Here is a 22,982-nt window from a genome sequence, read left to right as displayed (position 1 = left end):
TTTTGGGGAGACTCCTATGAAAAACAAAAAGTTCTTAGCTGGCGAAGAAGCCGGTACTTATATCGTTCCTGAGCAAGTGACTGAAGCGGATATCTTAGATATGGCGCTCAAGCTTGCCCGTGGTCGATTGAGTAAAGGTCGAAAAATTGAACAGCCATCGTCGGCGTTCTCATACCTGCAAACACTGATGCACGAGTATGAGCACGAAGTCTTTGGCGTGCTGTTTCTTGATACAAAGCATCGTGTCATTCGATTTGAAGAGCTGTTCAAAGGCACTTTAGATGCGGCGAGCGTGTATCCAAGGGAAGTAACAAAACGAGCGCTAGAACTTAATGCGGCAGCAGTGATACTGGTTCATAACCATCCATCGGGTGATCCTGAACCCAGTGAAGCTGATAAACGCATCACTCATCGACTCCGTGACGCCTTGTCACTTGTTGATATTCGAACGCTTGACCATGTCGTGGTCGCATACGAGGGCTGCGTTTCGCTTGCCGAACGCGGTTATCTTTAATGAATGGGGGCATTGCCCATTCACCTTCATCACAAAAGCAGTCCCATCAACACACGTTATCACAGCTCGAATTTCTATTTGAGTTTGATGATGCCCCAGTCACTTGGTCTGACACGGAAATCTGGCAGTTACGCGAAGGCATTCTATTGGATGCGATCCGTGTATTGCTGGACGGTCGTGTCAGTACTCGGTTGCGCAAGGATGTGTTGTCGTGGATTCAAAATGACGAAATTGCGCCATTTTGCTTTCGTGTTTGCGCGATGGCTGCGGTTGTCGATCCTGATGTGCTTCGTGAGTCCATCATGTGGCTATTAAGACGACATGGTATCCAGCTTGACTAACGCTCCTGTATTAACCGAACGGCTAATGCAGGACCCAAGCTGACTTTTACCACCTGTGGTAGGAGTCGGCATTTTACTGAAGGAGGTTATATGGCGTTACCTTTACAAATTGAAACAGTAAGGCCATATCTTAATGGCCAATGGCTTCAAATACTGGCGGCGTTGGTGCCAGAACTTGATGCCGCTATTGCTCGAAAAGGCCGTCATGTGGCTTGTCCTGTTCATGGCGGTCGTGATGGCTTTAGGCTGTTCAAAGATGCTGAATATACCGGTGGTGGCGTTTGTAATACCTGCGGTATCTTTCATGATGGCTTTGAACTGTTGTCTTGGATTAATGGGTGGAACTTTGCTCAGTCTATTGAAGCAATTGGCCAAGTTCTTGGTATTCAACCCGGACAAATACAAGCACCTTCTCGGGCAATAACGCGTAACGCTGTTGATTGGAAGGCTAGAAAGCAGGACGAGGACAAAGCGATTATCCATCGCTTGAATCAAACCTGGGGAGAAACGCTATCTCTTGCAGATGCTCGTGCGCAACCAGTTTGGAACTACTTGCATCGTCGTGGCATTGTTACCCGGCTTCGTCCTGAATGGGATTCGGTGCTGAGGTTTCATCCAAACTTGCCTTACCATGATGAAGATGGTCTGTTTATCGATAGCTACCCAGCGCTGCTAGGTAAAATCGTTACTCAGCAAGGGCGTTCGGCCACGTTTCATCGGATCTACCTAAGTGAAGATGGATTCAAAGCGCCGGTTGAAAAGCCTAAAAAGATGATGCCCATACCAAGTGACAGAACAATCACTGGCGGTGCCATTCCGATTGGTGAGCCTGGTGAAGTATTAGGTGTTTCTGAAGGCATCGAAACAGCTTTAGCGGTTACCAGAGCAACGGGACAAACATGTTGGTCGGTTGTGAATGCAACCCTACTGGCTAGGTTTGAACCACCAAGTAATGTGAAAATGCTGTACATCTGGGCAGATCACGATCTCTCTGAGACCGGCCTGAATGCAGCGAATGAACTCAAGAAAAAAGCCTGGCAAAAAGGCATTCTGACACAAGTCCTGATCCCCCCGATACCAACGTCACTCGGCGTGAAAAGTTGGGATTGGAATGATGTGCTGAATGTTTACGGTGCCATGGGCTTTCCGAAAGTTCATATCTGATCCAAGGGGCTTCGGCCCCTTTTTTTGCGCCTTGCATATTTGAAAAAACATGGAGAATGAAAAAAAGATAACCAATAGGAGAAACAAACATGATGGTATTAACCCTGTTAACAAAGCAGATTGATGGTGAGTTTACGGTTTACTGGAAGACCGGCCTTCGAAGAGGTGGTGAGCTAAAGGTCGATTTAGGTGAGCAATACGACAAGCTACCTGAGCAGCAAAAGCCAATTGCAGCTGAGCTCTATGCGATTCACCACCTATTGTCAGTGAAAGAGGTGATGGGGAGTAACCGAAGCGGCAATGGGCTTCAAATCCGAGTCAGTAAAGGAGCCATCAAAAAGTTACAGAAACAACGCTCAACTCAGCATTCACTTTACAGCCTGACTAGGTTCTTGCTCACTCGATACCAGGAAGCACAGATCTCGGTAGAGAAGCGGGACGATTGGCTCTCATATCTCTTCGAGGAATACAGTGTGGATAATGTTACGGTGAGAGACATCGATGAGGTAATAAATGTTCCGAACATTGGACCTGTCGTGGTGACTCATCATGCACTGGATCGGTTTGTGGAACGGCTTTCAGACGGCGTACCTAAGCATCCTTGGAAGGCTTTGTGCTCAAAGCTGCTATGTTCGGGGCTAACTAAAACTCAGTTGCCAGAAAACGTCGCTATCCAAAAAGCAAAAAAATATGCCCAAGAGGCCGAGTTCTGGCAGCATGTGGGGAGCAAAATGTACTTTGTCATGGTTCCAAGTTGCTCAATTAAAATTTTGGTTACGGTTATTGCAGTAAAGTGAGCTAACGTAGTATTCGAAGTTTCTGAATATTGCTTTATGTGCCAGAAGTAGACGTTAGAGGTCTACCTTGAGCACTGATCTGGTCGATTCATCTTTTCCTTTTTTGAACTGCACGATCCATACGTTTTCAGTTTTTCTTTGTGATGGTTGCCTGAATTTCAAAAATCCTATATATTTTTTAGTGGCGCTAGCCACACTTGCACACGAGTGAAAAACAGCAAATTGACCTGAAAAGGCGTATAGAGAACCCAATATTTACTTAAATTTTAATTATACATACATGGCTTGAGAGATCATGTTGTAATCGTGTGTAGCAATGATTGATAACGGTTAATAACTGTCTCAAGCATATGGATATGTATATGAAAAGTTTAAAACCCATCATTTTTACGGCTCATTCTGAGTTAAAAACAGCAATTCCATCAATAAAGAAAAGCCATTTATACGAAGCGTTCGCAGCATTTTGCGGCTTTAAAAGCTACGCGGCATTTCAAGTTGCCTCTGAATATAGAGTTGAAAACCTTGAGATCGCAAATAGACAGTGCTTTGAGCGCTTGCAAGCTTTGGATTTTGATGCAGGTGTTACGCTTCAAGTATGCCAGCGAATCCAGCAAGCTTGGGAGCAATTTAACATTATCTCTTTAGATGATGTTTATGCATTTTATGCTGAGGCTTCTTTTGAAGAAGCATTAGGTGAAACACGAATGCTAGGTGTTTTAACCTCATTCATAGATGCAAATGACTCAGAAGCGATATTGGTTGGTCTTGTTGTAGCTGCGACATTATTGGCTGAATATGAAGGCAATCCGGATAACAGAAGTGGCGAGTTCTGGTATAACAAAAAACTAGCTGGTCATTCGCTTAATGTAATTCAGTCTGACGTTGCTGAGCAATACCAGAAAATCGTCCCTTATCGAGAGCTTTTAACGCTGGTATTAAAGAAATTTGAAAACAGTAATGATGCGGTATTTCCAATTCCTTCATCGTTGAAACCAATCTATGATCAATGTGGTGACGGCCATAGCCACTGCTGGAGTGGCTATTTTTATGATGATCCTTATGTTGTGATTGAGGCTATTGGATATGCTTTGCATTGTCATGACGAAGATGAGCCAGTAATCCCAATTAGTTTTTATCTTGATTGGCTAAAAGCTGAAATGATTGTTGCTCCGTCACGCGAAGGGTTGATTGAAATAATCGAAGCTACGATTAGTGAAACTGAAAAGTGGTTTTGGTATTACGTTGGTCTACAGGATGATATCGACGTAACCAAAGATTGTTACAGGGCAATCAATGCTGACACTGGTGAAGATTATGATGATTATGGGCCAGCAGTAGCTGTTGGCGATGACGGTGTAGCGCTTCCAATTATTTCTGACGACTTAAAACTTAAACTAAAAACTGTTGCTCAAAAGCTTATCTCTTAATCTTTGAGATAAAAGTGATGGCTATGCTGAGGCTTAGCCTTTCGCTCAAAGCGTAAAATCATATCTTTTGTTCATTAACGTTAGCTGTTGTTACTAGTCACAACAGCTAGTCAGAAACACACACAATTCCTTCATCTATCTGGCCAATCGCTCTTACCGGGATCATTAGCATGTTAGCTCTATGAAATTTTCTGGAGCTGACAATGAGAACGCCTTTGTTACCTTGGTTTATCCTATGGGTGACCATCCCAATCATTATTTTCTTTCTATTCATCTTACCCGCCTATGCCAGTGACGAGCCATTCTATCAGCGTGGTCAGGAAGGCTGGTTTTGGTATCAGGTCATTCCTGAGCCAGCGGAGGCTGAAGAGCTTATTAAGCCGGAATCTGGTGCGGCAGAGTCGAGTCAGAGCGGGCTAAAGCCTTTCAGTGCTGCCTGGTTTCGTGAGCACATGCAGTCGTTCATGGACAAGGCAATTGATGAGCCGACGAATGAGAACGTCAGAGCCTATCTGTATCTCCAGCGCGTCATGATGGATAAGGGTTCACAGTTTGCTGATGTTAGTCAGCAGGTAGTCATGGGCGATCCAGTTTTGGATGAAATCAGTCGCAGACCCTTGGCTACCTATGCTGCCAATCGGATGGATCGAGAAGCTGGCGCTCAACGAGATATTGCTTTAGGTGAAGTAGCAAAACGGGCTGGCTTATTCTTCTTCTATCGTTCTGATTGCCCTTACTGCCATGCTCAAGCGCCTATCATCGAATCAATGGCTTTGAACTATGGTTTCGAGGTGTTTGCTATTGCAGTCGATGGCTTGCCTTTACCGGGTGGAGAGTTTCCTAATTACAAAGTCGATTCAGGACAAGCTCAATCCTTGTCCGTTACGACTGTCCCTGCCGTATTCTTAGTTGATCCGCCTAATGTCATCACTCCGATTGGCCAAGGCGCAATGAGCCTTGATGAGCTCAATAATCGAATTATTCTCGCAGCCCATCAAGCCGGTTGGATTGACGATCAAACTTACTATGCCACCAGACCTGTTCAGCCCGGCGTGTCACTCGCGATGTCAGCCCAAGAGCTTAACGAGAAGATATTACAGGACCCTGAGTTCCTTGTTCGCTATCTGCGTGCACAAGGAGGGTTATAACGATGAAAAAAGTATTACGAGTATCGCTAATCGTCTGTGCGATTGGTTTTTCGTCTATGAGCCAAGCAAGCTTGCAACAGGAGATGAACCAGTTATTTGGTTCAATGACCAACAGCACTGCGCCTGGTGTATTCGAGAGTCAGCGGCGTGGCGTTATATCTGGCGGAAGTGTTGTTGTTCGTAACAGGATCATGAACGAGAACCTCGTCTCTATGGTGCCTCCGTCATTCCAAGCCGGTTGTGGCGGCATTGATATGTTCGCTGGAAGTTTGTCATTTGTTAATGCAGATCAGTTTGTTCAATTACTTCGCTCTGTAGCGGCAAATGCCAAGGGATACGCATTCCAATTGGCGCTCAGTGCTATGTGTGAGAAATGTTCCCAGCACATGGAGACTCTGCAAAAGAAAATCCAGCAGTTGAACGAGTATTTTGGCAATTCCTGTCAAATGGCTCAGGGAGTCGTGAACGATACCCTGGCCGCCTTTGGTAAGAAGGGGCAAACAGAAGCCAGCATGTTGAGCTCACTTAAAGGGGCTGGAGACATTTTTACCAGTTGGAGTGAATCCAATGGTAAGAACCCTTACGAGAATGCTTCAAGTGTCGCGGCATCTGATGTGAACAAAACGATTAAAGGCAACTTGGTTTGGCGAGCACTGAAACGTCACTCTGCATCAAGCTGGTTTGCATCGGGGGATGACCGTTTTCTAGAAGCGGTTATGTCTGTGACGGGTTCGATCATTGTTGGTGATCTAGCTAATGCCGCTGATGGCCAAGGTAAAGCCCCAAAACTGACCAGGCTGAATGGCAATAAAGTGACTATTGAGCATCTAATTCACGGCGGTAACGTCGCTATGTACCGATGTGACACAGTGACGCAAGACGGTTGTCTGAACCCGACAATTACTAACGTGACTCTTACTGGGTTATCAACCCAGGTAGAAAATTTACTTCTAGGTACAGGTTCTAGTAACGGCATTATTTTTAAATTTGCTCGAAATACAGGGGCAGCTAGCACCACTGAAAAAGCTTTTATGACCTCGGCTCCTGCAAGCATTGGCGGCATGATTCGAACACTTTCTGCATTAAATGAAGGGGCTGCTAGGTCGTTTGCTTCAAGAGCTGCGCCATTTATTGCTGTTGAGATGGCCCAAGCATTGGTTGAAGACATGCTCAATGCAGCTAGAAGTACCTCCGGTGTGGAAGATCATGCCTATGCGAAGTTATTAACGGAAGACCTTGAACGTGCACGTCGCCAAATCAATGAGGAGTACGCTGCGTTGCAGCGAAGATACGGCTCAGAGCAAGAATTGCTGGCGCATTTTAACCAGGTGATTCAGACCATTCGCAAACAGCGTTATTACACCGTTAAATCTACGGCACTGGGGGAATAGGTCATGTGGGAGATCTATTCCATCGGGGATTCGGCATTTTTAGAGCAGGTCTTGAACGCTGTCGCGATGATTACTGGTACAGGCGACTTTACTTCAATGGTTCGCATTGGCTTGCTCATTGGGGTATTGATGGTCTCTGTTCAGGCCTTAATGCAAGGCGGTCGTGGCATTAACTTTCAACACGTTTTAGTCTCATGGTTAGTCTTTGCAACCATGTTTGGACCCAGTACCCGAGTGAGCATTGAGGATGCGTACACGGGACAAGTTCGAGTGGTTGATAATGTGCCCATCGGTGTTGCTGCCGCAGGCAGTACGATTTCAACTGTCGGCTTTCAAATCACGCGATTGTTTGAAACGGCGTTCTCAACTCCCGCCATGACGGAATACGGCTTTGCATCCAGTTTACAGTCACTGATTAAAGTGAGAAAACAGGTGATGGATCGCTCTGGGTTGGGTGATGCAAATCGTGTCGGCGGCTCGGACATCGAGCAATCGTGGTTTAACTACATCAAAGAGTGCACCTTGATTGGTATCGACATTGGCCAAAAGAACCTCGATCAGGTGCTGAGTGATCCTAACCCGATGACTGCGATTAGGTTTGATTCGCGCATTTATGGCACGCGCATCATGCTCAGTGGTAGCAGTAGAGATCTGGACTGCACTGATGCCTACAGCCAACTGAAACTCATGACAGAATCAACCTTCATTCCAAGGCTTAAACAGGTTCTGTCAGCCTCATTGGGGACTTCGTCAGCCACGGACACTGATGACGTGATCCGAAATGCACTGAATAACCTTGGTTTGGCTTCGGTTAACACCCAAGAGTACATGACCGCGTCGGTGCTTTTGCCTATTTATGAGCAAAGCGTGACGGGCAAGTATATGGATGATCAAGCTTTCACCGCAGCCGTTATGGTTAACCAAGCGATTGAGCAGCGCAATACGCAATGGGCGGCGGAGCAGACTCTGTTCCAAAGTATTGTTCGTCCGATGATGACGTTTTTTGAGGGATTCATTTACGCCATCACCCCTTTGATGGCCTTTGTGATAGCCCTTGGCCAAATCGGGATGCGAATGGCTGGGAAGTACTTGTTAATCCTGCTTTGGATTCAACTTTGGATGCCTGTCATGGCCATCATTAACCTGTATATTCATTTAACCGTTGCAGGGAAAATGTCGGCTCTTGATGCCTTTGCAGGTACAGAAGTGCCATCTTTTGCTGGGATGATGCAGATGGATTCAGTGCTGCAAACCTGGATAGCTACTGGCGGCATGTTGGCGTCGAGTGTTCCGGCAATTTCGCTCATGCTCGTGTATGGCTCAGCAATAACCGCTACCCACTTGGCTGGACGTCTTCAAAACGGTGATGCCATTGATGAAAAGCTGGCAAGTCCAGATGTCGCGAAAAATGCCCCGGTGATGCAATCACAGTCAATGTTCCAAAATTCAGCCCTCACGGGTTCTGCAATGACCGGCGCGTCAAACTTACTAAGCAGTTTCTCTGTCGGAAACGCAGTGGGTTCAATGGTCGGCTCTGCAAAAGAATCCATGACTCAGGCAACTCAAGCCTTTAGCCGTCAGGTTGGCAATACCATGAGTCGAACCTTTGGTGAAAAGCTAAGTTACGACAACCTGTCTTCAGTTGGACGTCAGATCGGTTCTTCTAATTCCGCATCTAGCGCCGTTGTTAATCAGGTTACTGATGACCTGCAAACACGGTATGGTTTCGGAGACGATAAAAAAGACGCTGTACGTGGCTTGGTATCGGGCGTGTTATCGGGAGGCCTAAGGGTCGGTGGAGATGGAACCATTACAAATACCGGTGATAAAGAAGTAGCAGATAAAGGGTTCTTGGGAAGATTACTTGGTACAGGGGGGAATGACTCCCCACAAGGTAACTTGCCTGGAGTCGATAAGCCTGAATCCTCAAGAGTGCCAAAAATATCACGGCTACGAGCAGGCTTGGATTTAGGTGGAAACTTTAGTGGCCAAGTTGAGTCGTCAGAAGGCAGTTCTCGATCTACGACCGCAAATACGCTCACTGGGGAGATGCAAAGCTTGGCATCGAGTGATTCACGACGTGCTGAGTATCGCGATGCAATGGTTAAGGACCTTTCAGATTCAAGACGTTCTGGCGTTGAAATGTCGTTGTCTAACCAAGACTATCAGTCACTTCAGAGTTCAGCACAAGACGTTATCACGGCATCAAACCGCTTTAGTGAGCTTGATCAGGCCAGCTACAGTCTATCAGGACAAAGGAACACGGATGGTGCGACGTTAACTCGATTAGCAGCGGATAATCCTGAAGTCATGGATTATTTAGGTCGCTATATGAACCAGCATGTTGAAGCAGGTAACCGATTACGTGAAAACCTTCCAATGTATCAGCGCTTGCTACCTGATGATAATCAGGCGTATGTGGCCGCAGCTATGGAGTCTTTAACCTATAGCAACTCCTCGACGCCCGCTGAACGAGACAATGACTATCAAGCAGCAATGACTGTTATGGCCATGGCTACCGGAGCCGATTTACGATCTATTCAGCCACGCTCTAATGAAGGCTTGTCATCAACTGCACCTACTTTTGGTGGCACTCAAAGCCAAGTTGAATCCGGTGTTCTGGGAGGCTATGAGGATGCTGCAACAGTTCAAACGCAGTTCAATTCGGCTCAATCCGCTTACCAAACCAATCTTTCTGGTGTAGATGGACAGCTGAATGCGCATCAGCAACAAGCCCAGCAGGCCGTAGCTTCTGACACAAGTACCTATCAATCTGGACTCAACAGTGAAGCTGGCTCTCAGTGGCGATCTCGCATTATGGCTGATGATAGCGGAGTCTCAGGTGCTGAAATGTTCTTCAACAGCGCCAGTGCTATCGGTGATTTCAGTGGCAAGCATACTGATGCAGCTCTGCATACCCTGAATCACTTTGGCGAAGACTATGAGAGTTACAAAGAACAAGCGCTTGAAGATCCTGGCTCACGAGGTTTCTTGCACAACGCTACTGTGGCCAGCAAATCAACCTGGGATGGCTTAAAAGCCGCCGTTGATGCAGGAACCTCTTTGGAAAACCCATTGACGGCGTTTAATGATGCATACAGTGGATCGAGTTCGCAGTATGCCTCCGAAGTAAACTGGGGCACTAAGTCTGAAGCCATGTTGGCGGGGGCATTCGGTGCGGCAGTTAACAATCGATATGGTGAGTTTCTAGAGCAGTATGCTGATGATTTTAAACAGGAAGCATACAGCGAAGGGCAGAGAATGGGATTGACCCCGATTCAAAGTCAAGTTTTCGCTCAAGCTTTCAATGAAGGTTTGGCGGGGCGCGTTTTCAATTCTGAAGACTCATCGAGTTGGTCGCCTGAAATGCTTGGTCTAAGGGAGCAAATGCTAAATGAGTATCGTCAAAAGGATGAGAGTGGCGCTTACATCTCTGACAGTGTGTCTGATGAAGATAAAGCATTTGTGGATAAGCAGATTGCAGTGATCTCAAATGCATCCCTTGCGGGAGATTATGCTCAGAACAACTTGATCGATATTAGGGCATATAACCAGGCATCAGGAAATAAATAAAACAAGGAGTAGAAGCTCAAGGCTAACGAAGTTTTATGGCTTAATTACGTAGATAGGGATATATTTCTCCGTACTTAGATACGGAGAAATATATCACATGTACACAATTGGAAAATTAGCCGAACAAGCTAGTATCAATGTTGAGACTGTTCGTTATTACGAACGACGTGGTCTTATAGAAAAACCTGAAAAACCGCATCTAGGCTACCGACTTTATCCTTTGGCAACATTAAACCGAATAAAATTCATTAAACGTTCCCAAGATCTTGGGTTCACTTTGGAAGAAATCTCCAATTTACTCAGCCTTAATGACACTCCCTGTATAGAAGTGCAAGAAATGACTTTACACAAGCTTGCAAGTGTGAAAGCCAAAATAGCAGGTCTTCGCCGCTTAGAAACCGTTCTCACAGAATTATTGAATGAGTGTAATTCTAATACTAACCAATCCCACTGTCCCATTATTGATTCCCTACTTCCTGAAGATTAATAATGAGTCAAATTTTATCTTGACTCCGTAGTTGGGTACGGGGTTTAAGCTTGTTTTACTAAAGTACGATAAGTAGAGTGAGTTATGTCAAAAAGTAATCCCAACTTTCCAATCATCGGCGGTGTTATTGCCGCTATTGGCGCTGGTCTTTGCTGCGCTGGTCCTTTCGTCTTGTTGCTGCTAGGCGTGAGTGGCTCCTGGATTGGTAATTTAACCTTGTTAGAACCTTATCGTCCCATTTTTATCCTGCTGGTTTTAGCCTTATTTGGCTTCGCAGGCTGGAAGGTCTATCGCCCCGTCGAGGACTGTGAGCCAGGCACCGCCTGTGCAGTTCCTCAAGTGCGAAAACGTCGGCAGGTGATCTTTTGGTTAACGGCACTGACTGCGTTGGTTTTAGTCACCAGTAATTATTGGATTGTCTGGTTTGCCTGATGACGATTTCTAACCTTTTATTTTGATTAAATCTTTATGGCTTGCTCTTGGAGAAAATTATGAAAACACTCGCCCTAATGTCCCTGTTCGTACTGACCAGCCTGAACGCTTTAGCTGCCCCGAAAACAGTTACTTTGGAAGTCCCAACCATGAACTGTGTGACCTGTCCCTTTACCGTGGAAAAAGCCTTACAAAAAGTCGATGGCGTCAGTAAAGCCGAAGTGACCTTTAAGACCAAACTGGCGGTGGTCACCTTCGACGACGAAAAAACCACGGTAAAAGCACTGACCGAAGCCACCACTAACGCGGGTTATCCGTCAACGCTCAAGGAGTAAAGCATAGAAATGCTAATACGGTTACTGACCCGGTTCGGCGATAAGATTAGCTCATTGGGCGCGCTGGTTTCTGCTATGGGATGCGCCATGTGTTTCCCGGCCATTGCCAGTCTGGGCGCTGCGGTAGGACTGGGTTTTCTCAGCCAATGGGAAGGTCTGTTTGTTAGCACGCTATTACCCCTGTTTGCCTGGATTGCCTTGGTACTCAACGGACTTGGCTGGTTCAGCCACCGGCAATGGCACCGTAGTGCGCTGGGTGTGGCCGGCCCCATTTTATTGCTGTTATCGCTCTATCCGTTTTTCCAGTACGGCTGGAGCAGCTATGTCACCTATTCAGCATTAGGCCTGATGGTTGCCGTATCGCTTTGGGATATTTTTTCACCGGCGAATAAACGCTGTGATGATGACAGCTGTGCTGTTTAACACGACGCAATGCCTGACTACTATTTGAGGAAAACGAATGATCTTACTATCGATAGAAGGGATGACCTGTCCAAGTTGCGTCGCCCACGTTAAAGAAGCACTCGATGCGATCGAAGGCGTTAATAAGGTTGAAATATCTTATGAAAACGCCAGAGCAACGATCACCACGAACGGTGGGGTCAGCGTAACCGTTCTCATTGGAGCAATAGAAGCTCTCGGTTATATCGCAAAAGAATCCACTGGCACTGCAAAAGAAATTACTTCACCGAACGACTGCTGTGACAACGAAAATGCAAGCAACACTGAAAGCAACCAAACTCAACATGTGGCGATTATCGGTACGGGTTCCGGCGCTTTTGCCTGCGCTATTAAAGCCGCTGAAGGTGGTGCCAAGGTCACTCTTATTGAGGGAGCCGATGTGATTGGCGGCTGTTGCGTGAATGTCGGCTGCGTACCCTCAAAAATTCTAATCCGCGCCGCTCAATTGGCTCAGCAGCAACGCAATAATCCCTTTACCGGACTGGAAAATCATGCGCCCCAATTGAGTCGAGCCTTGTTGACTCAGCAGCAGACCGCTCGGGTCGAAGAGCTGCGCGCGGCAAAGTACCAGAATATTCTGGAGACAAATCCTGCGCTTAGTTTACTTAAAGGTTGGGCGCAATTTAAAAATGCCAACACCCTGATAGTCAGAAAAAATGATGGAACCGAGCAGGCAGTTCACGCCGATAAAATCCTGATCGCTACCGGCTCCACGCCAACCATTCCTCCTATTGATGGTTTAACTGAAACACCTTATTGGACCTCTACCGAAGCGCTGTTTGCTCAGGAATTGCCGCAGCACCTGGTCGTGATTGGTTCGTCGGTTGTAGCGCTGGAAATTGCCCAGGCTTATCGCCGTTTAGGCAGTGAAGTCACCATATTAGCAAGACATACATTGCTTTATCGGGAAGATCCCTTGCTCGGTGAAAAACTCACCGGATGTTTTGAAAAAGAAGGCATTCGAGTATTAAACAGTACGCAAGCTACCAAGGTGACCCACGATGGAAGCCAATTTACATTGGAAACTAACGCGGGCGATCTACGCTGCGATCGTTTGCTGGTAAGCACCGGGCGACACGCCAATACTTGCCAACTCAATCTGGGCGCGGTGGGTGTTACGACCAACAAAAAGGGCGAAATCGTTGTTAACGAACGCATGGAAACCAATGTTCCCGGTATTTACGCCGCCGGAGACTGCTGCAACATGCCGCAATTCGTCTATGTCGCCGCGGCCGCCGGTAGCCGTTCCGGCATCAACATGACGGGCGGATACGCCAAACTGGATCTATCCACCATGCCAGCAGTGATTTTTACCGATCCCCAGGTGGCAACTGTTGGGCTCACGGAAGAGCAAGCCAACGCACAAGACATTGAAACCGACAGTCGTGTATTGGAGATGGAGAACGTGCCGCGCGCACTGGCGAATTTCGAGACCGATGGTTTTATCAAATTGGTGACGGAAAAAGCCACTGGCCGCCTGATCGGGGCGCAGATTCTGGCGCATGAAGGTGGAGAACTGATCCAGAGTGCGGCGCTGGCGATCCGCAACCGTATGACGGTGACGGAATTAGCCGACCAGCTTTTCCCTTACCTGACTATGGTGGAGGGTTTGAAGCTCTGCGCCCAAACCTTTAACAAGGATGTCAAAGAACTGTCCTGTTGTGCTGGGTAACGAACTTGAGTTGATCCGTATTCATTGATGGAAATGGCATTTTTCATTCGTAGTACGAAAGTGCCAATCAATTTTTTGAGTATAAGTAAAAAAGCAGTCAATTTACTATGACCTTGTTTTTTTAGGGAGGATAGATGAGCGACCATCTGCAAATTCGTTTACCCAGTACCAATATTTTTTTTCGCTCAGGCTTAGTTCTCGACCGGTATCTTTCAGTTGTCTTTGAAATAAATGGATTAGTCCGCTTAAGCCTAAGAAGGCTAAACCGACACATAAAATTGTCCAACTCGCTTGCCAATATGCGATTGCTAAAAACATAGTGGTGATGGTTATAAGGCCGATAGGACTAGCAATTGCTTTGAATCCCAAGTAGCTGAAAAAAACGATGGTGCAAATCAGAAATGGCAAAGCCGCTAACTTGGCAGATGCCGTTAATATTTCTGAGGGAAAAAAATGAGCCGCAGCCAAAGTCGCCAGAAAAAGCCCCAGTGATATAAACCAGCAGCGTGCTGGTAAAGATTTAAGTAATTTTATCATCTTAGTACTCTCAAAGTGCACGGGCGGTGCACAATCAAATCATGCATCAGCATTTTAGTTCTCAAAAAGTGCTCTAGTGGTTTGCTCGGCCATAATCTCGCACACAGGACATTTAAGCTGAATGCGCTGTTGAGATACCGTCAAATACAGACTGCCGCATCGACACCGGTGTAAGGATGCTAGCTGTGATCTTAAATCACGAGCTAGAACCCAACCTTCATTGATGGTCAGTTTTTTCCAGGGGATCTCAGCTGGAAGATCTGCTTCTTTTCTTGCAACCAAATACGCATCGTAAGCCTTCATCAAAGCATCGATATTTAATTGCTTGTAGACATTATCACCACCAATATTGACATAAAGCGCCATAAGCAGGGAGCCTTCAACTAATGCTCTTCTGCTTTTGACGATGGCATCAGATTCTGGCAATTGACCAGGACAAGGTGACTTGCCAGTCACTTCTTTGTGGAGCCTTCTGATAATGTGGATTGGCAAACCTGTATCGAGCGCGATAATGGTTGTTCGAAATCCGTATTTAATAAGCAGCGAGGCTCGGGTAAACAGCTCACTTTTGGACAGGTTATCAATCATGCATCCCCCTTGTTGTTTAGGGTTGATAATAAATAAGCGATTCTTGGGATACCTGTGCCTTTGCTCTTCACCATCTCAATCAGTTGGCTTTGGTTACCCCTTGGTTGAAACAGCATGAATGATGAGGTCGCCACTCGTTGCAGGTCGTCAACACCAGCATTAATCAGAGCATCAACCACATCGCGTGTAAGTCCAAAGCGCAAGACAGCCTCTTGCGGATCAATGCGCGCCAATTCCCGTGCTGCGTGCAGGTACGCCAAGTTTAATTGATAGAAGTCTTGTTGATTGGTTGTCATTGACGGACCTCCAGTTCATGTAAAATATTGCGATAAATAGAAAGCACTCTTTGCCCATACCAGCGTGCACGCTCTTCGTTCCAACTGTGATAGCGGCCTATGCCAAGCTCTAAATCGTTAGGTGAAGACTTGATTGCTTCGGCCAAAATACTGGAGCCGACGGTAAGGTTGGTGATGGGGTCTAGCAGTTCCGCCGCTGAGCTCACCCGATGCCCATGCCAATGCAAATTGATTTGCATTAGGCCAATATCGAGCTGGTATTTTTCACTCTCTTGCAGTGCTTGGTTTAACAGTTGCTCCGCTTCTGTCTTAGATTTGGCGTAGGTTGCATTTGAACCATTGCGAATTGCGTATGGCCATGGACTGGTCATGTTAAGACCTCGATGTGAGGCCGACTCAGCCAAGGCAACGGCGTAGAGCATGACTGGATCAATACCAACACTTTGTGCTGCTTTTTCCCACTGATAGCCCGGAAACGCATAGACTGAAGTGCTTGCGGACATGGCTATCACTAGGGCAATGGTTTTTGCTTTAATCGTTTTCATTTTTGTCCTCTAATTGATTTCCGAGAAGCGCCTGAATGGCTTTCGGGCTTATTCTTTTTAATGGCACTGCGCTAAAGTCGGCGATGCCTCTCGTATAAACTTGTGCCGCTTTTGACCAGTCGCCTACGGCAACAGGCGCTTGCATATCAAATCCTTTTTGCTGGTTCTGATGGTCTGCAATACCCTGTAATAGCCTTGGGTATTCACCCACTTCGTCCCGTAGCAAGTAAGCCTGGTAGCGTGTTAAAAACTCTTTTTGCTTAAAGGGGTATTCCCTGTCATCAACCTTGCAGAGTTCAACCCATCCACCCATATCTGAAATCACGCGGTGGATAAGCGCATCGTCAAACATCACTGATGTCCAAGCGCCAACCTGACGAACAGCCTTGTCAACTTTGTTCCAAGCAACCATGGCTCTTGAGCCCGAGTTGCCGTCGATATGCTTGATGACGTCAGCGGGCTTTGGAAAAAATTGCCCAGTATCCGGTGATTGAATATGCCGAGTCAGACCGATTCGCACTTCTTCAATGCTATAAGCACGAAGGGCTTCAAATGCGATGGATAGCAATTGTGGTGATACGCTTTTGCCATACATGGCCCAAGCAGCTCCCCAAACTTCAGCAAACTCGCGTTTATCAACCTCCTGCACTTGAACGAACCTCCCGAATACCCGGTCCGGCCCAGCTTTCAGCAATGCGGCGATTGCTTTCTTCAATATTCAATTGGTGATTGCTGCCCTTTAGGCTCGTCGATGATTGCTGTACTTCATCAATGCGAACGTACTCGTCTTCCCATTGCCGGTTTAAAAGCCAGTTATGTGGCATAGGGGTCTTAGTCCGATCTTGATACTGCAATCGGTTTTCTCGTTGCTCTTTCCAGCGTGTTAGCACTTCCAAGGCGAGTTCATGGTCTTCATTGAGGCCCATGCGTAGCCATTCTTCTTTGGCTTTCGCTTTTTTTTCTTTGCGTATTTGTACATCCCAGAAGTCTTCAAACTGTATGTGGTCAACAGTTTTAACTGTTGGTTTATTGCTTCCCTCAGAGTCATCCGACCGTTGAGAGTCCCTTACCGGGTTGCCATCAGGCATAAACAATGATGAAAATTCTTCTGGTAGCCGAGCTTGAAAAGCGGCAAGAGATTTCAAAAGTGATACCATACCAATGAAGTCGGCAGGTACATCTTTAAGCAACCGAAAGGCTGCTTTACCTTGGTTTGGGTTTTCGATTGGGTTGTGCTTCAGAAAGCTCCGAATCAAAGTCCAACCGGATTCCTCGCAACGAATGAGGAACTGATCTTGTTCTAACTCATTTAGAGCCTTGGCAACCTGTTGCTCATCCCAGTTCAAGTCAGAAGCAACGTAACCAATCGGCAATCGAAAGCAGCCAAGCAAATTACAATGTGGGCATGTAAGCAAATACAGTCCTAGCAACTTCGCTGAGTCACTCCAGGACAAAACGTTTTGCTTTAGCCAAAAGCGGGTATAGACCTTGCCATAATCACGCATGGAGGTACTCGCTTTTGTATTTACGTAAAATGCTGACCATTACTTGCCCTTAATCCTACTGGTTACTGGCTTTCAGCTCGCTTTGGCATTCGGGGTAGATGTCCGGTCTTAACTGAGATCGGGTTACCTGTCCTTGCGTAGCTTGTTCGATGGGTAAAACGAATTCAGCGGGAACACGCCCTGATTTATTCAACCAAAACCAGACGTTTTGCTGTTTTGAGTTGATGGCTCTTGCTAATGCTGATTGCCCGCCGACCAAGTCAATGGCACGGCGGAGATGTTTTTGTGTCGTTTTGAACACTTCCATACCGTCTCCTGTTACAATAATAACTGTTACAAGATTGAATGTTACAGTTTAAACTGTAGATAAGTCAACAGTTAAAATTGTTGAAAGACTACAGTTTTATTTGTAAAATGCGGGCTTATGAAAACTTTATCCGAACGACTAAACCATGCCTTGCAGCTTACTGGGGTAACTCAGTCTGAGTTGGCTCGTCGCATTGGTATCAAACAGCAGTCGATCAGCCAGATTTGCTCTGGTAAATCGGCTAGGTCTCGTTACACCATGCAGATCGCGGAGGCGCTTCGCGTGAATGCTCATTGGCTCGCCACAGGTGATGGCGAGATTGGCTTGGGGGTCGGTAATGTAGAAGTCGGGCCTGATATTAAGGGAAGAATTCCTCTCATTAACTGGGTTCAGGCCGGTGATTGGACTGAAATAGCGGAGGGATTTGCCCATGAAGATGCTGAGGAGTGGCGTGAAGTCACTGGGAAAGCACATGAGGGTTGTTTCGCACTTCGCGTAAAAGGCGACAGTATGGAAAATCCAAGCGGAAAAAAATCCATACCTGAGGGGGCAGTGATCGTTGTTGATCCTGAGTTACCTTACTCTTCAGGTTCATTGGTTGTTGCGCGTTTGGATGATTCGAAAGAAGCAACCTTTAAGCAGTTGGTTATTGATGGTGAACAGAAGTATCTAAAACCTTTGAACCCGCAATACCCTGCAATACCGATCAACGGCAACTGCACCATCATCGGTGTAGTACGACAAGCTATCATCGATTTCTGGTAGCGAAGGAATTTGTGGTTTAGCCACAGTTGTTCATTAGCTGAAGAAGCAACGATTGCAAACAGCTACAACTGAGCATTGGTGCACGCTGAGAGTAAATGGTAACCGATTAGATAACCATTGATTGTTTATAAAGTCAAGATCAGCGAAAATAGCGGCCAATTACGATTAACACGACGGATTTGACAAGCGAAGAACTGAAAAGAGAGTACTTCCAAAAGTGTGTACAAATCCGTGTACAAACTAAAAGAATTTATACATGGCAAACCAAGATTTTCTTAATGAAATCAATAAGCGAAGGACCTTTGCTATCATCTCGCACCCGGATGCGGGTAAAACCACCATTACTGAAAAAGTCCTTTTATTCGGAAACGCGATCCAAAAAGCAGGTACGGTTAAAGGTCGTGGTAACGCACAGCATGCAAAATCAGACTGGATGGAAATGGAAAAAGAACGTGGTATCTCGGTAACCACTTCTGTAATGCAGTTCCCTTACAATGACTGTCTGGTAAACCTACTTGATACGCCTGGACACGAAGACTTCTCGGAAGATACATACCGTACGTTAACGGCAGTAGACTCGTGTTTGATGGTTATCGATGCGGCGAAAGGTGTCGAGGATCGTACACGTAAGCTGATGGAAGTAACGCGTCTGCGTGACACGCCAATCGTAACCTTCATGAACAAACTTGACCGTGACGTTCGTGATCCAATGGAAGTATTGGACGAGGTAGAAAACGAGTTGGGCATGATGTGTGCGCCAATTACATGGCCAATCGGCTGTGGTAAAGAATTTAAAGGTGTGTACCACATTCACCGTGATGAAACGATTTTATACGAATCAGGTCACGGTCATGAGATTCAAGAAGTTCGAATCATCAAAGGTCTCGACAACCCAGAGCTTGATGAAAAAGTTGGTGCAGGCCTTGCGGAAAGTGTTCGAGAAGAGCTTGAGCTTGTCATGGGTGCTTGCCCTGAGTTTGATTTGGAAATGTTCTTAACCGGTGATCTTACGCCAGTTTACTTCGGTACTGCATTAGGTAACTTTGGTGTGGATCATATGCTAGACGGTCTAACTGAATGGGCTCCAGCGCCGAAAACTCGTCAAGCGGTTGAACGTGAAGTTGAAGCGACTGAAGAGAAGTTCTCTGGTTTCGTATTTAAGATCCAAGCGAACATGGACCCAAAACACCGCGACCGTATCGCATTCATGCGTATTGTATCGGGCACTTACACGCAAGGTATGAAGATGAACCACGTTCGTCTTGGCAAGCAAGTGAGTATCTCTGATGCAGTAACCTTTATGGCTGGTGACCGTGCACGTGCGGAACACGCTTACGCCGGTGACATCATTGGTCTACACAACCACGGCACTATTCAGATTGGTGATACCTTTACTCAAGGTGAATCACTGAAGTTCTCTGGTATTCCGAACTTCGCTCCGGAACTATTCCGTCGTATTCGCCTGAAAGATCCATTAAAGCAGAAGCAGCTTCTCAAAGGTTTGGTTCAGCTATCAGAAGAAGGTGCGGTACAGGTATTCCGTCCTCTACAGAACAACGATCTGATCGTTGGTGCCGTTGGTGTACTTCAGTTCGATGTTGTTGTGGCTCGTTTGAAATCTGAGTATAACGTTGAAGCGATTTATGAAGGCATTAACGTTGCAACTGCGCGTTGGGTTGAGTGTGGTGATGCGAAGAAACTGGATGAGTTCCAACGCAAGAATCAAGCGAACTTAGCATTGGATGGTGGTGATAACCTAACGTATATCGCTCCAACAATGGTTAACTTAAACTTGGCGAAAGAGCGTTTCCCTGACGTTGATTTCCGTGCGACGCGTGAGCACTAATTTGCGCGGTTAGGGTAAGCCTTAACGCAAACTAGATTTTAAAACGCCCTTGGCTATAAACTTAGCCAAGGGCGTTTTTATATAAGGATAAGATATGAATTGGTTTAAACGTGGGCTAAAGCGTTACGACAACTGGTGTAAAGAGATGGGGTTAACTCCCGATCAGAAACGCAGTTGTGTCCCATATCGAAAAGACCCAGCCCATCAAACTGAAGAGAAGAGTGAAGCCCAACCATCCTCTGATTTTCTGCCCGCAGATACAGATAAAAAGCGTCAAGATGAAGCTCTTTGATACGCACTGCCACTTTGATTTTGATGTGTTTCAAGATGACTTTGCACATCAACTTGAGCTTGCTCAAACGCAAGGCGTCGCAAGAATTTTGATTCCTTCCGTCGGTCCGCAAAACTGGGCTCGTATTCAAACTTTGGCAGAGCAACATGCCAATTTGTATTATGCGCTCGGCTTTCATCCGTATTTTCTTGAAGATAACGTTGAGCAGCACCTTACAGAGCTAGAAGGCTATCTAAATCAAAAAGGGCAGCAGTGCGTGGCAATAGGAGAGTGTGGTTTAGATTTTGCCATTGATGTTGAGCCACAGTTGCAAGAAAAGATACTTGAAGTTCAATTTGAGCTGGCTAGACGCTTCGAACTCCCAGTTATTTTACATAGCCGAAAAGCGCACAATCGCCTCATTCAAATGGTGAAAGCGGCGAATCTCCCTAGAGGTGGTGTGCTACACGCTTTTTCTGGGAGTTATCAGCAAGCCATGGAGTGGGTCAAATTAGGTTTTTTTATCGGTGTAGGAGGAACGATTACCTACCCAAGAGCCAAGAAAACACGCGACGCAATTCAAAAATTACCACTCGAAAACCTAGTAATCGAAACAGACGCACCAGATATGCCTATACTTGGATATCAAGGGGAGTCAAATCACCCAGCCAAACTCATTCACGTCTTTAATGAGCTCGTAGAGTTGCATAACGGCCGAAAGCAATCGATTGCCTCTCAACTGTGGAAAAATAGCAATTTTGCTTTCTCGATATGTGAATAAAATCTAAAGATGTGGTTTGAAATCGAAAACGTTTTCCTGCTTATTGTGAATTAACTCACAAAGCTGGTTGAATCAATCATGAATCTTATAGGAAAGTGTGAGGCTGGCATTACTTTAATTGATTCTGCATGAGTATAATTGCCCCCGCTTTATAGCTCCATTTTGTAACACGCCAATAAATAACTTATAAGGAAGTCATAAACTATGAGCCTGTTTATGAGCCTAATCGGTATGGTAGTGCTTCTTGCGATTGCAGTGGCATTTTCTAACAACCGAAAAGCTATCAACTTTAGAACTGTGGGTGGCGCATTCGCTATCCAATTCGCATTAGGTGCATTTGTTCTGTATGTACCTTGGGGCCGTGATCTACTAAACGGTTTCTCTTCAGGTGTTTCTAACGTTATCAACTACGGTAACGATGGTTCATCATTCCTGTTCGGTGGTCTTGTTTCTGACAAGATGTTCGAAGTATTCGGCGGCGGCGGTTTCATCTTCGCATTCCGTGTTCTTCCTACACTGATCTTCTTCTCTGCACTGATTTCAGTTCTTTACTACATTGGCGTTATGCAATGGGTTATCAAGATTCTTGGTGGCGCACTACAAAAAGCGCTAGGCACTTCGCGTGCGGAATCAATGTCAGCAGCAGCTAACATTTTCGTAGGTCAAACTGAGGCACCTCTAGTTGTTCGTCCATTCGTTCCAAAAATGACTCAATCAGAGCTATTCGCGGTAATGTGTGGTGGTCTAGCTTCTGTTGCTGGTGGTGTACTAGCTGGTTACGCATCTATGGGTGTTCCACTAGAGTACCTAGTTGCGGCATCATTCATGGCAGCACCAGGTGGTCTACTGTTCGCTAAAATCCTTCACCCTGAGACTGACCAGCCTCACGAAAGTATCGAAGAAGCGATGGACGGCGGTGACGACAAACCAGTTAACGTAATCGACGCAGCTGCGGGCGGTGCGGCTTCTGGTCTACAACTTGCGCTTAACGTAGGTGCAATGCTAATCGCATTCGTTGGTCTAATCGCGCTAATCAACGGTATGCTAGGTGGCATCGGTGGTTGGTTCGGCATGCCAGAACTAACACTAGAGCTAATCCTAGGTTACGCGTTCTCTCCACTAGCATTCCTAATCGGTGTTCCATGGGCAGAAGCTGTAACAGCTGGTTCATTCATCGGTCAGAAAATCGTAGTGAACGAATTCGTTGCTTACTTGAACTTCACACCATATCTAGGTGAAAACGCTCAAGTAATCGCGGCAACTGGTGAAGTAATGTCTGAGAAGACAACAGCTATCATCTCATTCGCACTATGTGGTTTCGCGAACCTTTCTTCTATCGCGATTCTACTTGGTGGTCTAGGTAGCCTTGCACCAAACCGTCGTAGTGACATCGCTCGCATGGGTGTTAAAGCAGTTCTTGCAGGTACGTTGTCTAACCTTATGGCAGCGACAATTGCAGGCTTCTGCTTAAGCCTTGCAGCACTATAATTAGAATCGGTTCTTAATATATAGACGCCGTTTTACATCATGCCCTGTAGCAAGAGATTGCTGCGGGGCATTTTTCGTTTTTCGGGCTCCAAAATTTCATCGGGTGTTTGCCTTAGTCGAGGTATTACGCAGTCAATGGAATAGGGGATAGGAAATTTTGAGATACAAACCGTTTGCGCTCTATTTGGTGCTACAGTTTTGCGGTGAAACTCTATAATGTATTAATCACAGGATAGTGGTTAAGCTTGATTCTTAATCACGTAATGAATATTACATAATCGATGGGCAAATGAATTGCCCTGCAATATCA

25 protein-coding genes are annotated in these 22,982 nt (G+C 46.1%); 18 read left to right on the top strand and 7 right to left on the bottom strand.

Annotation, left to right across the window (positions count from 1 at the left end; genetic code table 11):
* Positions 1–16: 16 nt before the first annotated feature.
* The 13 genes from radC (at position 17) to merA (ending at position 13,743) form a co-directional block, all read left to right on the top strand.
* Positions 17–514 (top strand): RadC family protein, encoded by a 498-nt coding sequence (radC, locus tag R7040_RS17550; protein ID WP_049195485.1) that lies wholly within the window; start codon positions 17–19, stop codon positions 512–514.
* Complete coding sequence (locus R7040_RS17545) at positions 514–855, top strand: plasmid-related protein (RefSeq protein WP_102887291.1); 342 nt, start codon at positions 514–516, stop codon at positions 853–855. The genes radC and R7040_RS17545 overlap by 1 nt, the downstream gene beginning before the upstream one ends.
* 90 nt (positions 856–945) lie before the next feature.
* On the top strand, positions 946–2,019 hold the full coding sequence (locus R7040_RS17540) for a primase-helicase zinc-binding domain-containing protein (RefSeq protein WP_102887292.1): 1,074 nt from the start codon (positions 946–948) through the stop codon (positions 2,017–2,019).
* A gap of 89 nt (positions 2,020–2,108) precedes the next feature.
* Entirely contained in the window at positions 2,109–2,816 is a 708-nt protein-coding gene (locus R7040_RS17535) for a hypothetical protein (protein WP_102887293.1), read from the top strand.
* Positions 2,817–3,178: 362 nt separating this feature from the next.
* A complete protein-coding gene (locus R7040_RS17530; RefSeq protein ID WP_102887294.1) occupies positions 3,179–4,243 on the top strand; it encodes a hypothetical protein in 1,065 nt (354 codons plus the stop codon).
* Between the two features lie 203 nt (positions 4,244–4,446).
* Positions 4,447–5,391: a thioredoxin family protein gene (locus R7040_RS17525; RefSeq protein WP_102887295.1), complete on the top strand. Its 945-nt coding sequence runs from the start codon at positions 4,447–4,449 to the stop codon at positions 5,389–5,391.
* A 2-nt stretch (positions 5,392–5,393) separates the two neighbouring features.
* Entirely contained in the window at positions 5,394–6,782 is a 1,389-nt protein-coding gene (locus R7040_RS17520; protein ID WP_102887296.1) for a conjugal transfer protein TraH, read from the top strand.
* Between the two features lie 3 nt (positions 6,783–6,785).
* Entirely contained in the window at positions 6,786–10,355 is a 3,570-nt protein-coding gene (locus R7040_RS17515) for a conjugal transfer protein TraG N-terminal domain-containing protein (RefSeq protein WP_318096914.1), read from the top strand.
* Positions 10,356–10,452: 97 nt separating this feature from the next.
* The gene (merR, locus tag R7040_RS17510; protein ID WP_028867973.1) at positions 10,453–10,842 is read left to right on the top strand and encodes an Hg(II)-responsive transcriptional regulator; all 390 of its coding nucleotides are present in this window, start codon (positions 10,453–10,455) and stop codon (positions 10,840–10,842) included.
* Between the two features lie 84 nt (positions 10,843–10,926).
* Positions 10,927–11,274, top strand: coding sequence for a mercuric transporter MerT family protein (locus R7040_RS17505; RefSeq protein ID WP_028867974.1), 348 nt, complete (start codon positions 10,927–10,929; stop codon positions 11,272–11,274).
* Between the two features lie 59 nt (positions 11,275–11,333).
* Positions 11,334–11,609, top strand: coding sequence for a mercury resistance system periplasmic binding protein MerP (gene merP / locus R7040_RS17500; RefSeq protein WP_028867975.1), 276 nt, complete (start codon positions 11,334–11,336; stop codon positions 11,607–11,609).
* A 15-nt stretch (positions 11,610–11,624) separates the two neighbouring features.
* Complete coding sequence (gene merC, locus R7040_RS17495) at positions 11,625–12,032, top strand: organomercurial transporter MerC (protein ID WP_196575170.1); 408 nt, start codon at positions 11,625–11,627, stop codon at positions 12,030–12,032.
* A 37-nt stretch (positions 12,033–12,069) separates the two neighbouring features.
* Positions 12,070–13,743, top strand: coding sequence for a mercury(II) reductase (gene merA / locus R7040_RS17490; RefSeq protein ID WP_028867977.1), 1,674 nt, complete (start codon positions 12,070–12,072; stop codon positions 13,741–13,743).
* A gap of 105 nt (positions 13,744–13,848) precedes the next feature.
* Here merA and eexR read toward each other — a convergent pair whose 3' ends face one another.
* Genes eexR through R7040_RS17455 form a run of 7 tightly spaced genes read right to left on the bottom strand, consistent with a single transcriptional unit; the run spans position 13,849 to position 17,521 of the window.
* Complete coding sequence (eexR, locus tag R7040_RS17485) at positions 13,849–14,280, bottom strand: entry exclusion protein EexR (protein ID WP_028867978.1); 432 nt, start codon at positions 14,278–14,280, stop codon at positions 13,849–13,851.
* A gap of 54 nt (positions 14,281–14,334) precedes the next feature.
* The gene (locus tag R7040_RS17480; protein WP_000566755.1) at positions 14,335–14,868 is read right to left on the bottom strand and encodes a FlhC family transcriptional regulator; all 534 of its coding nucleotides are present in this window, start codon (positions 14,866–14,868) and stop codon (positions 14,335–14,337) included.
* Entirely contained in the window at positions 14,865–15,164 is a 300-nt protein-coding gene (locus tag R7040_RS17475; protein WP_000210563.1) for a flagellar transcriptional regulator FlhD, read from the bottom strand. The genes R7040_RS17480 and R7040_RS17475 overlap by 4 nt, the downstream gene beginning before the upstream one ends.
* Positions 15,161–15,709 (bottom strand): lytic transglycosylase domain-containing protein, encoded by a 549-nt coding sequence (locus R7040_RS17470; RefSeq protein WP_025610846.1) that lies wholly within the window; start codon positions 15,707–15,709, stop codon positions 15,161–15,163. Before R7040_RS17470 ends, R7040_RS17475 begins: the two co-directional genes overlap by 4 nt.
* On the bottom strand, positions 15,696–16,358 hold the full coding sequence (locus R7040_RS17465) for a DUF6475 domain-containing protein (protein WP_007105460.1): 663 nt from the start codon (positions 16,356–16,358) through the stop codon (positions 15,696–15,698). Before R7040_RS17465 ends, R7040_RS17470 begins: the two co-directional genes overlap by 14 nt.
* The gene (locus tag R7040_RS17460) at positions 16,345–17,214 is read right to left on the bottom strand and encodes a hypothetical protein (RefSeq protein WP_028867980.1); all 870 of its coding nucleotides are present in this window, start codon (positions 17,212–17,214) and stop codon (positions 16,345–16,347) included. The genes R7040_RS17465 and R7040_RS17460 overlap by 14 nt, the downstream gene beginning before the upstream one ends.
* Before the next feature lie 55 nt (positions 17,215–17,269).
* Positions 17,270–17,521, bottom strand: a complete 252-nt coding sequence (locus R7040_RS17455; RefSeq protein WP_022609764.1) for a helix-turn-helix domain-containing protein — start codon at positions 17,519–17,521, stop codon at positions 17,270–17,272.
* 117 nt (positions 17,522–17,638) lie between these two features.
* Between R7040_RS17455 and R7040_RS17450 the strand changes: the two genes are divergently transcribed.
* The 5 genes from R7040_RS17450 to R7040_RS17430 all read left to right on the top strand — a co-directional run bounded on the left by R7040_RS17450 (position 17,639) and on the right by R7040_RS17430 (position 22,672).
* Positions 17,639–18,286 (top strand): LexA family protein, encoded by a 648-nt coding sequence (locus tag R7040_RS17450; RefSeq protein WP_000854920.1) that lies wholly within the window; start codon positions 17,639–17,641, stop codon positions 18,284–18,286.
* A 256-nt stretch (positions 18,287–18,542) separates the two neighbouring features.
* On the top strand, positions 18,543–20,132 hold the full coding sequence (gene prfC / locus R7040_RS17445) for a peptide chain release factor 3 (RefSeq protein ID WP_005391671.1): 1,590 nt from the start codon (positions 18,543–18,545) through the stop codon (positions 20,130–20,132).
* A 94-nt stretch (positions 20,133–20,226) separates the two neighbouring features.
* Positions 20,227–20,424 carry a DUF5363 family protein gene (locus R7040_RS17440; RefSeq protein WP_005380125.1) on the top strand — a complete coding sequence of 66 codons (198 nt, stop codon included), beginning with the start codon at positions 20,227–20,229 and terminating at the stop codon, positions 20,422–20,424.
* Positions 20,411–21,184: a TatD family hydrolase gene (locus tag R7040_RS17435; RefSeq protein WP_064354270.1), complete on the top strand. Its 774-nt coding sequence runs from the start codon at positions 20,411–20,413 to the stop codon at positions 21,182–21,184. Before R7040_RS17440 ends, R7040_RS17435 begins: the two co-directional genes overlap by 14 nt.
* A gap of 204 nt (positions 21,185–21,388) precedes the next feature.
* Positions 21,389–22,672 (top strand): NupC/NupG family nucleoside CNT transporter, encoded by a 1,284-nt coding sequence (locus R7040_RS17430; RefSeq protein ID WP_005380131.1) that lies wholly within the window; start codon positions 21,389–21,391, stop codon positions 22,670–22,672.
* Positions 22,673–22,982 lie beyond the last annotated feature (310 nt).

The sequence above is a fragment of the Vibrio sp. 1069 genome, from assembly GCF_033340555.1.
Note: the sequence above shows the minus strand (reverse complement) of the source record. Positions and strands in the feature narration are given on the sequence as shown.